Source organism: Enterobacter mori LMG 25706 (assembly GCF_000211415.1).
Classification (GTDB): Bacteria; Pseudomonadota; Gammaproteobacteria; order Enterobacterales; family Enterobacteriaceae; genus Enterobacter; species Enterobacter mori.
On the sequence record NZ_GL890775.1, the window covers coordinates 429,103 to 442,476 of the forward strand.

Below are 13,374 nucleotides of genomic sequence, written 5' to 3' on the forward strand. Positions count from 1 at the left end.
GCACCGGGAAGATTAATGCAGGATTTTGGCGAGGAAGTCTTTGGCGCGGTCAGATTTCGGGTTGGCAAAGAACTCTTCTTTCGGAGAGTCTTCCACAATTTTCCCTTCGTCCATAAAGATCACGCGGTTGGCCACTTTACGGGCGAAGCCCATTTCGTGGGTTACGACCATCATGGTCATCCCTTCGTGCGCCAGCTCGACCATTACGTCCAGCACTTCGTTGATCATCTCAGGATCGAGCGCCGACGTTGGCTCATCAAACAGCATCGCCACCGGATCCATACACAGCGCGCGGGCGATCGCCACGCGCTGCTGTTGGCCGCCAGAAAGCTGTGCCGGGAACTTATCGGCATGTGCCGAGAGACCCACGCGTTCCAGGAGCTTCAGCCCTTTCTCGCGCGACGCCTTTTTATCACGCTTAAGCACTTTAACCTGTGCCAGCGTCAGGTTCTCGATGATAGAGAGGTGAGGGAACAGCTCAAAATGCTGGAACACCATGCCGACGTGTGAGCGAAGCTGAGCAAGATTGGTTTTCTTGTCGTTCACTTTGGTACCGTTGACGACAATTTCCCCCTGCTGCACCGGCTCCAGGCCGTTAACGGTTTTGATCAGCGTCGACTTACCGGAGCCGGACGGTCCACACACCACCACGACGTCGCCTTTTTTCACTTCGGTGGAGCAGTCGGTCAGCACCTGAAAGTGCCCATACCATTTCGAAACATTTTTCAGGGAAATCATTATACAGTCCTTTTCTTCAGCCAGCTGACCAACAGCGACGCGCTTAAACTAATCACAAAATAGACCCCACCCGTGAAGAGGACCATCTCAACCTGCGTACCATCACGCTCGCCGATGGTGGACGCGGTACGGAAGAAGTCTGCCAGGCTCAGGACGTAGACCAGAGAGGTATCCTGGAACAGCACGATGCCCTGTGTCAGCAGGAGCGGAACCATGGCGCGGAACGCCTGCGGCAGAATAATGAGCTGCATGGATTGCCAGTGGGTCATCCCCAAAGCCAGTGCGGCGCTGGACTGCCCGCGGGAGATACTCTGAATGCCCGCACGGATAATCTCTGAGTAGTAAGCGGCCTCAAACATTGAGAATGCCACCATGGCGGAGATCAGGCGGATATCGGTTTTCGGCGACAGTCCCAGTACGTTCTGCAGGAAGCCGGGAACAATCAGGTAAAACCACAGCAGCACCATCACCAGCGGAATGGAGCGGAAGACGTTAACGTAGGCAGTCGCAAACCAGGCGAGGGGTTTAAAGCTCGACAGGCGCATCACCGCCAACAGGGTGCCCCAGACGATACCGATGATGATGGCGATCACGGTGATCTTTAAGGTGATCACCAGGCCATCCAGCAGGTAAGGCATGGATGGAACGATAGAACTCCAGTCAAATTCGTACATTATTTGCCCCCCAGATTGCCCGGCAGGCGAATTTTGCGTTCAACCAGGTTCATCACCAGCATGATGAAAGCGTTAATCAGAACGTAAGCGAGGGTAATCGCGGTGAAGGATTCCCACGCGTGGGCGGAGTAGTCCAGCAGCTTACCCGCCTGCGCCGCCATATCCACCAGACCAATAGTCGAGGCGATGGCCGAGTTTTTCACCAGGTTCATCATCTCTGACGTCATCGGTGGAACGATAACGCGATAGGCGTTAGGCAGCAGAACGTAACGGTAGGCTTGCGGCAGCGTCAGGCCCATCGCCAGAGCCGCGTTCTTTTGCCCGCGCGGCAGTGACTGGATGGCAGCACGCACCTGTTCGCAAACCCGCGCGGCGGTGAACAGCCCCAGGCACAGCATGGAAGAGACAAAGAACTGAACGTTAGGATCCAGTTCCGCCTTGAACCACATGCCGATATTTTCCGGCAGCAGTTCCGGAATGACCAGATACCAGGTAAAGAACTGCACGATCAGCGGAACGTTACGGAACAGTTCCACGTACAGGGTGCCGAGTGTTGAAAGAAAGCGATTGGGAACGGTGCGCAGAATACCGAACAGCGAACCGACAAGAAACGCGATAATCCACGCCGTTATCGATAGCGCAACGGTGACCTGAAAGCCGCTCCACAGCCAGCCAAGATAGGTGGTGTTGCCGAACGGGGCTTGTTGCAGAAAGATGCCCCAGTTCCAGTCAATTGACATAATAAACTCCAGAAAAAAAAGGGTAGCAGCGCTACCCTCGAAGATTGGTGAGAAGCTCATTTTCGCGCTGAGTGGGGAACGACCACTCAACGTATAGTCTGTCCATGCTTCCCGACAATCGAGAGGGCAGGAGATCCCGCCCCTGTCGTTCTAATTAGTTAAGCGCTTTATCGTTTGGTGATTTGAACAGTGCTTTCATGTCGTCAGACAGTTCAAAGTTCATGTTGAGGTTCTTTGGTGGAATCGGGTTCTTGAACCATTTGTCGAACCATTTTTCCGCGTCGCCGGATGTCTGTGCCTGCGCGATGGTGTCATCAATCAGCTTTTTGAAGTCAGCATCGTCTTTACGCAGCATACAACCGTAGGCTTCTTTCGACTGCGCGGTGCCCACGATTTCCCAGTTGTCTGGTTTCTTCGCTTTCGCCCGTTCGCCCGCCAGCAGAGCGTCATCCATCATAAACGCGACGGCACGACCGCTTTCCAGGGTACGGAAGGAGTCGCCATGGTCTTTCGCGCTGATGATGCGCATATCCATTTTCTTCTCGTCGTTCAGCTTGTGCAGCAGCACTTCGGAAGTCGTGCCGGAAGTCACAACGACCGCTTTGCCTTTCAGGTCAGCAAAATCTTTGATTGCGCCGCCTTTCTTGGTCAGCAGACGGGTGCCCACGACAAAGATGGTGTCGGAGAAGGCGGCCTGTTTCTGACGTTCAAGGTTGTTGGTGGTGGAGCCACACTCGAAATCAAAGGTGCCGTTTTGCAGCAGTGGAATACGGTTCTGTGAAGTGATTGGGATCAGCTTCACCTGCAGGTCAGGTTTGTTCAGCTTTTTCTTCACAGCTTCAACGATAGCGTTGGAGTAATCCTGTGAATAGCCTACGACTTTTTGCGTGTTGTCGTAGTAAGAGAACGGGACAGAAGATTCACGGTGGCCGACCACGATGACGCCGTTTTTGGCAATCTTGTCGAGAGTGCTGCCTGCTGCCGGGGCATCTTCAGCGTGAACGACGCCAGCAGACATTCCCATCACCAGCATTGCTGTGGCCAGTTTACGTAATTGCATACCCAACTCCTTTCTTATCAGCGCCAGTGACGCATTGATACCCATTGTGATGTTGTTATATCTCGCGCTATGCGAGTGCAGTGTTATGCAAGCTTGTTAACATTTAGTCTGGCTTAATGTAAAGATTTTGCTGCGTTATTGTTTATTTTTGCGAAGCGCGCCGCACCATTCAGAGGCAATAATCTTTCGTTGCACCGTTTCGGTGCTGCCGATGATCTACGGTGGTGCGACAAGGTTGCACGTTAAGCCAAACTGCGTTTGCGCGAATAAACAAAGCAATAGGCGTGCCAGAATGGGAGTTTGGAGGGTATTGTCGGGTGGCGGCTACGCCTTACCCGACCTACGGGAGCAAAAATGTAGGCCGGGTAAGCGTCAGCGCCACCCGGCAACAGAAGGTAAAATTATTTACGACGCTGGCGCAGACTCATCAGCACCGCGGCAAAGCCGAACAGCGTGGTCAAAATCCACAGCGGCCAGTTGCCGGTACGTGCGTACGGCGTCAACCCCGTGGTAGGCGTGACTGTAGTGGTCAGCACCTCGCGGGTGAACTGTGGGATCATCGCCTGAATGTCACCCTGCGGACCAATCACAGCGGTGATGCCGTTGTTGGTGCTGCGCAGCAGCGGACGCGCCAGTTCCAGGGAGCGCATGCGCGCCATCTGGAAGTGCTGCCACGGGCCGATTGACTTACCAAACCACGCATCGTTGGAGATGGTCAGCAGATAGTCAGTATCCGGGCGGAAGTTATCGCGCACCTGTTCCCCGAGAATAATTTCGTAGCAGATGGCCGCCGTCAGGGCGAGACCGTGCGCGTGCAGCTGAGGCTGAACGTACGGACCGCGGCTGAAAGAGGACATCGGCAGGTCAAAGAACGGGGCCAGCGGGCGCAGAATCGACTCCAGCGGGACAAATTCACCAAACGGTACCAGGTGATTCTTATTGTATCGGTTGGTGGAGTTGTGGCTGTATTCGCTGTCTTTGCCGAGCGCAATGATGGTGTTGTAAGTGTCGTAGCGGTTTTGCTGATTCAGGCGTGCATCAACGATGCCGGTAATCAGCGTGCTGCCGCGCGCCACAAGCAGATCGTTCATCATGTTGAGGAACGGCTGCTGGTTAATTTCCAGATCGGGAATGGCGGACTCCGGCCAGATAATCAGCTGGGATTTACCCATCACCTCTTCGGTGGCGTTGGCGTAGATCTTCAGCGTATTCAGCAGCTCTTTTTCGTCCCACTTCATGGACTGCGGGATATTCCCCTGCACCATGGAGACCTGCATGGCGCGCTCGGGTTCAGGTGTGAACCACTGGATATAACGCAGCGGGAAGGGCAGAGCGAACAGCACCAGCGCCACAGCCAGCGGTTTCCAGCAGCGCGTGACCAGCGCCAGCACCAGCAGGCCACTGACCACCATCAACAAGAAGTTAATTGCTTCAACGCCCATCACCGGTGCCAGCCCTTTCAGCGGGCCGTCAATCTGGCTGTACCCGAACTGCAGCCACGGGAAGCCGGTAAGCACCCAGCCGCGCAGGAACTCGGTAATTTGCCAGACAACCGGTGCGGCAATCGCGACGCGCAGCCAGGTGGTTTTAGGCCACAGACGCGAGAGGATCCCTGCGAACAGTCCGGTATAGAGCGAGAGATAGGCGGCGAGCAGCACAACGAGGAAGATGTTAACCGGCCCCGGCATGCCGCCAAACTGCGCGATGCTGACGTAGACCCAGTTGATGCCTGAGCCAAACAGCCCCAGCCCCCACAAGTAACCGATGGCGGCAGCCTGTACCGGACGCCGATTCAGGGTTAAACCCTGAAGCCCCATCAGGGAGAGAAGGGCCGCGGGCCAGATGTCGTAAGGAGAAAAAGCCAGCGTACCGCTGGCTCCGAGCAACAGCGCCAGCAGCAAACGGACGCGCTGGCGTTCAAGTAATGGGGCAAATGCCATTTACATTAATCTTCCAGTTTTGGCACCGGTGAGTCGTCCGGCGTTCTGACGTGAACCTGAATAATACGTCGGCTGTCGGCCATGGCGACTTTGAATTGGTAACCGTCGATGTCAACGGTCTCTCCGCGCGCCGGAAGATGACCAAAGGCCTGCATCACCAGTCCACCAATGGTATCAACCTCTTCATCGCTGAAGTGAGTGCCGAAGGCGTCGTTGAAGTCTTCAATCGAGGCCAGCGCGCGCACGGTCCATGTGTGGCGGCTAAGCTGACGGAAGTCGATATCTTCTTCTTCGTCATACTCGTCTTCGATTTCGCCTACGATCAGCTCAAGAATATCTTCGATCGTGACCAGACCTGAGACGCCGCCGAATTCATCAATAACAATAGCCATGTGGTAACGCTGAGAGCGAAACTCTTTCAGCATCCGATCCACACGTTTACTTTCCGGCACAACCACGGCCTGGCGTAACACTTTTTCCATGCTGAAAGCTTCGGCATCGCTGCGCATAAACGGCAGCAGATCCTTGGCCATCAAAATCCCTTCGATGTGATCTTTGTCTTCGCTGATGACCGGGAAACGGGAGTGGGCGGATTCGATGATCACATCGAGGCACTCGTCCAGCGTCTGGTTACGTTTCAGGGTGATCATCTGCGAGCGGGGGATCATGATGTCGCGGACGCGCTGGTCGGCGATGTCCATGACCCCTTCGAGCATTTCGCGCGTATCTTCGTCGATAAGGTCGTTCTGCCCGGAATCACGAATCAGCTCCAGCAGTTCATCACGGTTTTTCGGTTCGCCGTGGAAAAGCTGGTTCAGAATGAGGGAGAAAAATCCCTTTTTACTGTTTGTCGTGTCGCTACTGTGTGAATTGTCGTCGCTCATGGCGTTTGTTAAGGGTTCTCTTGTGAGTTCAATGTTTACCGCCGCGCTATGTCCTTACGCGGCGGCATGTTAGTCAGGCGTTAGACCGACTATTCTTTCTCGGCAATGTACGGATCCTCATAGCCCAGAGCAAGCATTATCTCTGTCTCGAGGGACTCCATCTCTTCCGCTTCGTCATCTTCAATGTGATCGTAGCCGAGCAGGTGCAGGCTGCCGTGTACCACCATATGCGCCCAGTGGGCGTCGAGCGGCTTTTGCTGCTCTTTGGCTTCCTGTTCAACCACCTGACGGCAGATAATCAGATCGCCAAGCAGCGGCATCTCGATGCCCGGTGGCGCTTCGAACGGGAAAGAGAGCACGTTGGTCGGCTTATCTTTCCCGCGGTAGGTCAGGTTAAGCTCATGGCTTTCTGCTTCATCCACCAGGCGAATCGTGACTTCTGATTCTTCCTGAAACTGGGGGATAACCGCATCCAGCCATTTCTGAAACTGTGCCTCATCTGGCATGCCGGAATTGTCTTCACAGGCCAGCTGTAAATCGAGGATCACCTGACTCATTTCTGTTCTTGCTCCTGCGCTTCGCGCTTACGTTCCGCGGCCTGTTCGGCCCTGCGTTTTTGATCTGCCTCTTCCCAGGCTTCATAGGCGTTAACGATACGTGCGACCACCGGGTGGCGGACGACGTCTTCACTGTGGAAGAAGTTGAAGCTGATTTCATCGACCTCAGCCAGGACTTCAATGGCGTGGCGCAGGCCAGATTTGGTGCTGCGCGGCAGGTCGATCTGGGTGACATCACCGGTGATAACCGCTTTGGAGTTAAAGCCAATACGCGTCAGGAACATCTTCATCTGTTCGATGGTGGTGTTCTGGCTCTCATCGAGAATGATGAACGCGTCGTTAAGCGTACGGCCACGCATGTAGGCCAGCGGCGCAACTTCAATCACGTTACGCTCAATCAGCTTTTCAACTTTCTCAAAGCCTAACATCTCGAACAGCGCGTCATAAAGCGGACGCAGGTAAGGGTCCACTTTCTGACTTAAATCGCCCGGCAGAAAGCCCAGTTTTTCACCCGCCTCAACGGCAGGGCGCGTCAGCAGGATACGACGGATATCCTGACGCTCCAGCGCATCCACCGCAGCGGCAACGGCGAGATAGGTTTTACCCGTACCTGCCGGGCCCACGCCGAAGGTGATGTCATGGTCGAGGATATTGGCGATATACTGCGCCTGGTTCGGCGTACGTGGCTTGATGACGCCGCGTTTAGTCTTGATGTTGATCGCCTTGCCGTAGTCCGGCACGCTTTCTGCGCTTTGCTCAAGCACGCGTGCCTCTTTAATGGCGAGGTGAATTTGTTCCGGTTCGATGTCCTGAATCTCGCCACGCATTGGGGCGGTATCGACATACAGGCTGCGCAGAATATCCGCAGCCGCGTTGACGCAGATAGGGCGTCCGGTGAGTTTGAAATGGTTATCGCGACGATTGATTTCGATACCCAGACGTCGTTCCAGTTGTTTGATGTTGTCATCAAACGGCCCGCACAGGCTCAGCAGGCGAGCGTTGTCTGCGGGCTCAAGGCTAATTTCACGCGTGTCTATATTCAAACCGTTCCTCTTTGAGTGTTTTGTAGGCCTGGCGACATAAAACTGTCATTACCGAAAGTATTCACGCCTTAGATTAAAGGCGCAAGCATTGCTATGCATATTGGGACGACGAGAGGAAATACAAGGCCTGCCGGAAAGGCAGGCCAGAAGGATTACGGCTGGTAAATGCCCACGCCTGAATCGTTGACTTTGCGAGTGCGAGAGATAACGGATTCCGGAGATTCAGCAATTCGCAGGCCCATTTCGTCTTCGGTGCGTACCAGCTTCGCGCGCAGCGAGTTGGTCAGCACGTCGACAATCTCGACGTCCACGAATTTACCGATCATGTCCGGGGTGCCTTCAAAGTTCACCACGCGGTTGTTTTCGGTACGACCGGACAGTTCCATAATGCTCTTGCGGGAGGTGCCTTCCACCAGAATGCGCTGAACGGTGCCGAGCATACGGCGGCTCCACGCGTTGGCCTGCTGGTTAATACGCTCCTGCAGAATATACAGACGCTGCTTTTTCTCTTCTTCCGGCACATCGTCAACCATATCGGCCGCAGGTGTTCCAGGACGCGCAGAGAAGATGAAGCTGTAGCTGACGTCAAAATTCACTTCACCAATGAGCTTCATGGTGCGCTCGAAGTCATCGGTGGTTTCGCCAGGGAAGCCAACGATAAAGTCGGAGCTGATCTGGATATCCGGACGCGCGGCAAGCAGCTTACGAATGGTGGATTTATACTCCAGCACCGTATGTGGACGGCCCATCAGGTTCAGCACGCGGTCAGAGCCACACTGAATCGGCAGGTGCAGGAAGCTCACCAGCTCTGGCGTATCGCGATACACCTCAATAATGTCGTCGGTAAATTCCATCGGGTGGCTGGTGGTAAAGCGAATACGGTCAATGCCGTCAATCGCAGCCACCAGGCGCAGCAGTTCAGCAAAGCTGCCGGTGGTGCCGTCGTAGTTCTCACCGCGCCAGGCGTTAACGTTCTGGCCCAGCAGGTTCACTTCGCGAACGCCCTGTGCGGCAAGCTGCGCGATTTCAAACAGAATGTCATCCGCCGGGCGGCTGACCTCTTCACCGCGGGTGTAAGGCACCACGCAGTAAGTACAATATTTGTTGCAGCCTTCCATGATGGAGACGAAAGCAGTCGGGCCATCAGCGCGCGGCTCTGGCAGACGGTCAAATTTTTCGATCTCCGGGAAGCTGACGTCAACGACCGGGCTGCGATTGCCACGCACCTTATTGATCATCTCTGGCAGGCGGTGCAGGGTCTGTGGGCCAAAGACAATATCCACATACGGCGCTCTCTGGCGGATCAGCTTACCTTCCTGCGATGCGACGCAGCCGCCCACGCCGATGATCAGGTCCGGATTTTTACGCTTGAGAAGCTTCCAGCGGCCTAATACGTGAAAGACTTTCTCCTGCGCTTTTTCACGAATCGAACAGGTGTTCAGCAGCAGCACGTCCGCTTCTTTCACGTTTTCTGTCAGCTGGTATCCGTGGGTTGAATCCAGCAGATCGGCCATCTTAGATGAATCGTATTCGTTCATCTGACAGCCCCAGGTTTTTATATGGAGTTTTTTAGTCATCGACTTGCTCAGCTCAGGATTGCAAGCCGCGTATTGTAATGCTTTGGTGGGGTTGTGACCAGTATGAAGGTTATGGGCCTCAAGACCACAAAAATCCGGTAAACTTAAGGGATTCTCCAATAAGGAAAATTGACCATGACACTCCTACACACCGAAGTTGCCGTTGTCGGCGGCGGTATGGTCGGCGGCGCGCTGGCGCTGGGGCTGGCGCAACAGGGATTTGAAGTAACGGTAATTGAACAGTCTGCTCCGCCAGCCTTCGATCCCGCCAGCAAACCGGATGTGCGCATTTCCGCGATCAGCGCGGCGTCTGTCGATCTGCTGCGCGGGCTGGGCGTCTGGGAGGCGGTGCTGGCGATGCGCGCGCATCCGTACAGCCGTCTCGAAACCTGGGAGTGGGAAAATGCCCACGTCGCGTTTGATGCCGCCGAGCTGAAGCTGCCGCGTCTGGGCTATATGGTAGAGAACAACGTGCTCCAGCTCGCGCTCTGGCAGGCGCTGGAGGCGCACCCGAATGTCACGCTTCGTGTTCCTGATTCCCTCAAGGCGTTGCATCATCAACCGGGTGGATATGTGCTGACGCTGGATAACGGCGATGAGCTGGCCGTGAAGCTGGTGGTGGGGGCGGATGGTGCCAATTCGCAGGTCAGACAGATGGCGGGCATTGGCGTTCATGCCTGGCAGTATCAGCAATCCTGCATGCTGATCACCGTTCAGTGTGAAAATGCGCCCGGTGAGAGCACCTGGCAGCACTTTACCCCGAACGGCCCGCACGCCTTTTTACCGCTGTTTGATAACTGGGCCTCGCTGGTGTGGTACGACAAACCGGCGCGCATTCGCCAGCTGCAGGGGCTGAGTATGGAACAGCTGCAGCGTGAAATTCTGCTGCACTTCCCGAGCCGCGTAGGTCACGTTACGCCGGTTGCGGCTGGCGCATTCCCGCTCACGCGCCGTCACGCTTTACAGTATGCTCGTGAAGGGCTGGCGCTGGTGGGCGATGCGGCGCACACCATTCATCCGCTGGCCGGGCAGGGGGTGAATCTGGGATATCGTGACGTCGACGCGTTACTGGACGTGTTAGGTAATGCGCGCACTCATGCTGAAGCCTGGGCCAGCCATCAGATTCTGAAACGCTACCAGACGCGACGTATGGCGGATAACTTCATCATGCAGTCGGGGATGGATCTGTTCTACGCGGGGTTCAGTAACGACCTGGGGCCGGTGCGCATTTTGCGTAACATTGGATTGATGGCGGCAGAGCGTGCCGGTGGTTTGAAGCGCCAGGCGCTGAAATACGCTCTCGGACTCTAATCCTTTTACCCTCTCCCCGTGGGAGAGGGCCAAGTTTAGTCTGTACAAAAACAAAAAAGCCCGCAGAGCGGGCTTTTTTGTTACTTAAGTGGCTGGGGTGCAGGGATTCGAACCCCGGAATGCTGGTATCAGAAACCAGAGCCTTACCGCTTGGCGACACCCCAATTGCGTTAAACAGACTGCTTAACGACTTTTTTAAATTGGCTGGGGTACGAGGATTCGAACCTCGGAATGCTGGTATCAGAAACCAGAGCCTTACCGCTTGGCGATACCCCAACAATTTTTTCTAGTCTATCGAATAACTCGACAGATTACTAATTTGGTGGCTACGACGGGATTCGAACCTGTGACCCCATCATTATGAGTGATGTGCTCTAACCAACTGAGCTACGTAGCCAGTACTGCAATCTTCGATGGCTGGGGTACCTGGATTCGAACCAGGGAATGCCGGTATCAAAAACCGGTGCCTTACCGCTTGGCGATACCCCAATACCGCGGAGAACCGCAAAATCGAAGAAATATGGCTGGGGTACCTGGATTCGAACCAGGGAATGCCGGTATCAAAAACCGGTGCCTTACCGCTTGGCGATACCCCATCCGTGCAACGCTATCCTGGGAATGGTGCGGGAGGCGAGACTTGAACTCGCACACCTTGCGGCGCCAGAACCTAAATCTGGTGCGTCTACCAATTTCGCCACTCCCGCAAAAAAGATGGTGGCTACGACGGGATTCGAACCTGTGACCCCATCATTATGAGTGATGTGCTCTAACCAACTGAGCTACGTAGCCATCTTTTTTCGCGTTACCTTATCGGCGTTGCGGGGCGCCTTATGCGTATAGACCCTTGCAGCGTCAACACCTTTTTCAACGAAAATAGCCGGAATGTGACTGTTTGGTTAGGTTGCGAACAGCGTGGCCGAATATTCGGCAATTATTGGTTATTAATCGGTTTTAGCAGGTGAAAAGTGGGGAAAAAAATCAGGCCCCGGAGGGCCTGACGTCTTCATATTGATTATTTGTAGGCAGACTGGTGAACGCCGACCGCACGTCCTGACGGATCGTTCATGGATTTGAACGATTCATCCCATTCAATCGCTTTGGCAGACGAGCAGGCAACGGAAGGACCACCCGGTACACATTCGGCAGCACTCGGTACCGGGAACAACTCTTCGAAAATTTCACGGTACAGATACGCCTCTTTCGAGCCCGGCGTGTTGTACGGGAAGCGGAAGCTTGCGGTTTCCAGCTGTTGGTCAGAAACCTGTTTCGCCGCCACCTCTTTCAGGGTATCGATCCAGCTGTAACCGACGCCATCAGAGAACTGCTCTTTCTGACGCCATGCAACGCTCGCCGGCAGGTAGGATTCAAAACATTCACGCAGGATATGTTTTTCCATTTTGCCGTTGCCGCACATTTTGTCCTGCGGGTTGATGCGCATCGCCACGTCGAGGAATTTCTTATCCAGGAACGGCACGCGCGCTTCCACGCCCCAGGCGGACATCGCTTTGTTGGCGCGCGCGCAGTCAAACATATGCAGCGCCTGCAGCTTACGCACGGTCTCTTCGTGCAGCTCTTTGGCGTTCGGCGCTTTGTGGAAGTACAGGTAGCCGCCAAATACTTCGTCAGAACCTTCACCGGAGAGCACCATTTTGATGCCCATCGCTTTGATCTTACGCGACATCAGGTACATCGGCGTTGAGGCGCGGATGGTGGTCACGTCATAGGTTTCAATGTGATAGATCACATCGCGGATCGCATCCAGACCTTCCTGCACGGTGAAGTGAATTTCATGGTGCACGGTGCCGAGGTGGTTCGCGACTTCCTGCGCGGCTTTCAGGTCAGGAGCCCCTTCCAGGCCTACAGCGAAGGAGTGCAGCTGCGGCCACCAGGCCTCAGAGCGCTCCTGATCTTCCACGCGGCGGGCCGCGAATTTTTTGGTGATCGCGGAGATCACGGAAGAGTCCAGGCCGCCGGAGAGCAGTACGCCGTAAGGCACGTCTGACATCAGGTGGCTTTTTACGGAATCTTCCAGCGCCTGACGCAGCTCGGCTTTGTCAGTCACGTTGTCTTTTACCGCGTCGTAGTCGAACCAGTCGCGCTGGTAGTACTGGCGGATCTCACCGTCTTTGCTCCACAGGTAGCTGCCTGCCGGGAACTCTTTAATGGTGCGGCACACCGGGACCAGGGCCTTCATTTCAGACGCAACGTAGAAGTTGCCGTGCTCATCGTGGCCCATGTACAGCGGGATAATACCGATGTGGTCGCGGCCAATCAAATAGGCGTCTTTTTCACTGTCGTACAGCGCGAAGGCAAACATGCCCTGCAGGTCGTCCAGGAACTCCGGGCCTTTTTCCTGATACAGCGCCAGGATCACTTCACAGTCGGAACCGGTCTGGAACGCGTAGCGATCGCCGTATTCGGCGCGCAGCGCCTGATGGTTGTAGATTTCACCGTTTACCGCCAGCGCGTGCGTTTTTTTCTCGTTATACAGCGGCTGTGCACCGGCGTTGACGTCAACAATGGACAGACGTTCGTGAGCCAGAATCGCTTTATCGCTGGCGTAGACGCCTGACCAGTCCGGGCCGCGATGGCGCATCAGGCGGGACAGTTCGAGTGCTTTTTTACGCAGTTCGCCTGCGTCAGTTTTAATATCCAGTACGCCAAAAATTGAACACATAACCTTCTCCGTTAACCCTGTTGCTTTGTAATGTTGCTTGCTTATGAAAATGCCGCAAAGGGTAAAGGCGCGCAAGCGTTTTACCGGGGAAAACGCAAATAGCGCAATGGTGATTGCAGAATGTTGAAAAAAGCGTACGCCTGACGCGCTTTTATTGAGGATTATTTAATAGA

Annotated in this window: 11 protein-coding genes and 7 tRNA genes; 1 reads left to right on the forward strand and 17 read right to left on the reverse strand. The window is 54.9% G+C overall.

From position 1 onward, the window contains the following. Window positions 1-12 precede the first annotated feature (12 nt). The 9 genes from ENTMO_RS0107080 to miaB form a co-directional block, all read right to left on the reverse strand. Complete coding sequence (locus ENTMO_RS0107080) at window positions 13-738, reverse strand: amino acid ABC transporter ATP-binding protein (RefSeq protein ID WP_010428605.1); 726 nt, start codon at window positions 736-738, stop codon at window positions 13-15. Continuing rightward, complete coding sequence (gene gltK / locus ENTMO_RS0107085; protein ID WP_010428607.1) at window positions 738-1,412, reverse strand: glutamate/aspartate ABC transporter permease GltK; 675 nt, start codon at window positions 1,410-1,412, stop codon at window positions 738-740. Before gltK ends, ENTMO_RS0107080 begins: the two co-directional genes overlap by 1 nt. Continuing rightward, window positions 1,412-2,152, reverse strand: coding sequence for a glutamate/aspartate ABC transporter permease GltJ (gene gltJ, locus ENTMO_RS0107090; protein ID WP_010428609.1), 741 nt, complete (start codon window positions 2,150-2,152; stop codon window positions 1,412-1,414). Before gltJ ends, gltK begins: the two co-directional genes overlap by 1 nt. 154 nt (window positions 2,153-2,306) lie before the next feature. After that, complete coding sequence (locus ENTMO_RS0107095; RefSeq protein ID WP_010428610.1) at window positions 2,307-3,212, reverse strand: amino acid ABC transporter substrate-binding protein; 906 nt, start codon at window positions 3,210-3,212, stop codon at window positions 2,307-2,309. Between the two features lie 401 nt (window positions 3,213-3,613). Then, entirely contained in the window at window positions 3,614-5,152 is a 1,539-nt protein-coding gene (lnt, locus tag ENTMO_RS0107100) for an apolipoprotein N-acyltransferase (RefSeq protein WP_010428612.1), read from the reverse strand. Window positions 5,153-5,157: 5 nt separating this feature from the next. Then, window positions 5,158-6,036 carry a CNNM family magnesium/cobalt transport protein CorC gene (corC, locus tag ENTMO_RS0107105; protein ID WP_010428614.1) on the reverse strand — a complete coding sequence of 293 codons (879 nt, stop codon included), beginning with the start codon at window positions 6,034-6,036 and terminating at the stop codon, window positions 5,158-5,160. Window positions 6,037-6,125: 89 nt separating this feature from the next. Beyond that, window positions 6,126-6,593 carry an rRNA maturation RNase YbeY gene (ybeY, locus tag ENTMO_RS0107110; protein WP_010428616.1) on the reverse strand — a complete coding sequence of 156 codons (468 nt, stop codon included), beginning with the start codon at window positions 6,591-6,593 and terminating at the stop codon, window positions 6,126-6,128. Then, window positions 6,590-7,636 (reverse strand): PhoH family protein, encoded by a 1,047-nt coding sequence (locus ENTMO_RS0107115; RefSeq protein WP_010428617.1) that lies wholly within the window; start codon window positions 7,634-7,636, stop codon window positions 6,590-6,592. The genes ybeY and ENTMO_RS0107115 overlap by 4 nt, the downstream gene beginning before the upstream one ends. 152 nt (window positions 7,637-7,788) lie before the next feature. Beyond that, window positions 7,789-9,213 (reverse strand): tRNA (N6-isopentenyl adenosine(37)-C2)-methylthiotransferase MiaB, encoded by a 1,425-nt coding sequence (miaB, locus tag ENTMO_RS0107120; RefSeq protein ID WP_010428619.1) that lies wholly within the window; start codon window positions 9,211-9,213, stop codon window positions 7,789-7,791. A gap of 135 nt (window positions 9,214-9,348) precedes the next feature. Here miaB and ubiF point away from each other — a divergent pair, with 135 nt between their 5' ends. Continuing rightward, window positions 9,349-10,524, forward strand: coding sequence for a 3-demethoxyubiquinol 3-hydroxylase (gene ubiF, locus ENTMO_RS0107125; RefSeq protein ID WP_010428623.1), 1,176 nt, complete (start codon window positions 9,349-9,351; stop codon window positions 10,522-10,524). Window positions 10,525-10,613: 89 nt separating this feature from the next. On the opposite strand, the gene ENTMO_RS0107130 is transcribed toward ubiF, so the two are convergent. The 8 genes from ENTMO_RS0107130 to asnB form a co-directional block, all read right to left on the reverse strand. After that, window positions 10,614-10,688 (reverse strand) — tRNA-Gln (locus ENTMO_RS0107130). A 37-nt stretch (window positions 10,689-10,725) separates the two neighbouring features. Next, window positions 10,726-10,800 (reverse strand) — tRNA-Gln (locus tag ENTMO_RS0107135). A gap of 44 nt (window positions 10,801-10,844) precedes the next feature. Next, window positions 10,845-10,921 (reverse strand) — tRNA-Met (locus ENTMO_RS0107140). A 17-nt stretch (window positions 10,922-10,938) separates the two neighbouring features. Next, a tRNA-Gln gene (locus tag ENTMO_RS0107145) sits at window positions 10,939-11,013 on the reverse strand. 32 nt (window positions 11,014-11,045) lie between these two features. Beyond that, a tRNA-Gln gene (locus ENTMO_RS0107150) sits at window positions 11,046-11,120 on the reverse strand. Window positions 11,121-11,143: 23 nt separating this feature from the next. Then, window positions 11,144-11,228: transfer RNA gene (locus ENTMO_RS0107155), tRNA-Leu, on the reverse strand. A gap of 8 nt (window positions 11,229-11,236) precedes the next feature. Continuing rightward, a tRNA-Met gene (locus ENTMO_RS0107160) sits at window positions 11,237-11,313 on the reverse strand. Window positions 11,314-11,536: 223 nt separating this feature from the next. Then, window positions 11,537-13,201 (reverse strand): asparagine synthase B, encoded by a 1,665-nt coding sequence (gene asnB / locus ENTMO_RS0107165; protein WP_010428626.1) that lies wholly within the window; start codon window positions 13,199-13,201, stop codon window positions 11,537-11,539. Window positions 13,202-13,374 lie beyond the last annotated feature (173 nt).

Coding starts and splice junctions, on each gene's coding strand:
- ybeY (WP_010428616.1), bottom strand. CDS start 6,593: ATGAGTCAGGTGATCCTCGATTTACAGCTGGCCTGTGAAGACAATTCC.
- ENTMO_RS0107080 (WP_010428605.1), bottom strand. CDS start 738: ATGATTTCCCTGAAAAATGTTTCGAAATGGTATGGGCACTTTCAGGTG.
- ubiF (WP_010428623.1), top strand. CDS start 9,349: ATGACACTCCTACACACCGAAGTTGCCGTTGTCGGCGGCGGTATGGTC.
- asnB (WP_010428626.1), bottom strand. CDS start 13,201: ATGTGTTCAATTTTTGGCGTACTGGATATTAAAACTGACGCAGGCGAA.
- miaB (WP_010428619.1), bottom strand. CDS start 9,213: ATGACTAAAAAACTCCATATAAAAACCTGGGGCTGTCAGATGAACGAA.
- corC (WP_010428614.1), bottom strand. CDS start 6,036: ATGAGCGACGACAATTCACACAGTAGCGACACGACAAACAGTAAAAAG.
- lnt (WP_010428612.1), bottom strand. CDS start 5,152: ATGGCATTTGCCCCATTACTTGAACGCCAGCGCGTCCGTTTGCTGCTG.
- ENTMO_RS0107095 (WP_010428610.1), bottom strand. CDS start 3,212: ATGCAATTACGTAAACTGGCCACAGCAATGCTGGTGATGGGAATGTCT.
- gltJ (WP_010428609.1), bottom strand. CDS start 2,152: ATGTCAATTGACTGGAACTGGGGCATCTTTCTGCAACAAGCCCCGTTC.
- gltK (WP_010428607.1), bottom strand. CDS start 1,412: ATGTACGAATTTGACTGGAGTTCTATCGTTCCATCCATGCCTTACCTG.